1 protein-coding gene is annotated in these 754 nt (G+C 61.9%); it reads right to left on the minus strand.

Annotation, left to right across the window (positions count from 1 at the left end; translation table 11 throughout):
* Positions 1-90: 90 nt before the first annotated feature.
* Positions 91-754: alpha-L-arabinofuranosidase C-terminal domain-containing protein (locus B2P82_RS09120; protein ID WP_290496705.1), on the minus strand; the 664-nt coding region annotated here is incomplete at its 5' end.

Here is a 754-nt window from a genome sequence, read left to right on the forward strand (position 1 = left end):
CTACCATTGAGCTACACCCGCGCGCGCACACGTATCTGAGCCGGAAACGGCCGCCGCGCAAGAGGGGCCAGCGGCGATTTAAACCGGGCCCTAGTCGAGTGTCACCACCACGACGGAGCGCGCCGGAATGGAGAGGACGAGATCGTCCGCGGTGCCGTCCACGATATAGGGGGCCGGCTGAACCCGGTCCGGCGCGTCGAACGTGTTATGGGAATCCATCTCCTCTCCCTGCAGGATACGGCCGGTGGCCTTGCTGGCGCCGAAAGCGCTCGCATCGACCAGATGGTCGTCATGGGCAGACGCATTCACCAGGGCCAGCACGATCCGGCCGTCCTCCGTCCGCGCGGCGCTGGCGCTAATGGCAGGCACCGTAACATCCTCAAACACATAGTCCGGTGACTGAAGATTCATTTCAAGCGCTTCGGCGCCCATGAAGGGCTGGTACATGTCAAACACATGATAGGTGGGCGTCAGCACCATGTCCGGCCCATCAGTCAGGATCATTGCCTGCAGGACATTCACCATCTGGGCGATGTTTGTCATCTTCACGACGTCGGAATGCGCATGGAACAGGTTGAGGTTCAGGCCGGCCACGATGGCGTCACGAATGCTGCCCTGCTGGTAAAGCGCGGGCGGATCGGTCGCCTCATCCTGGTCCACCCACATGCCCCACTCATCCACGTACAAGCCGAACGCGTCAGCGGGCAGATCGTGTTTCTTGAGGATGGCCTTCTGGTCCTCGATCACGTCCGCC

This window comes from Hyphomonas sp. UBA4494, assembly GCF_002388935.1.
In the GTDB taxonomy this organism is placed as follows: Bacteria; Pseudomonadota; Alphaproteobacteria; order Caulobacterales; family Hyphomonadaceae; genus Hyphomonas.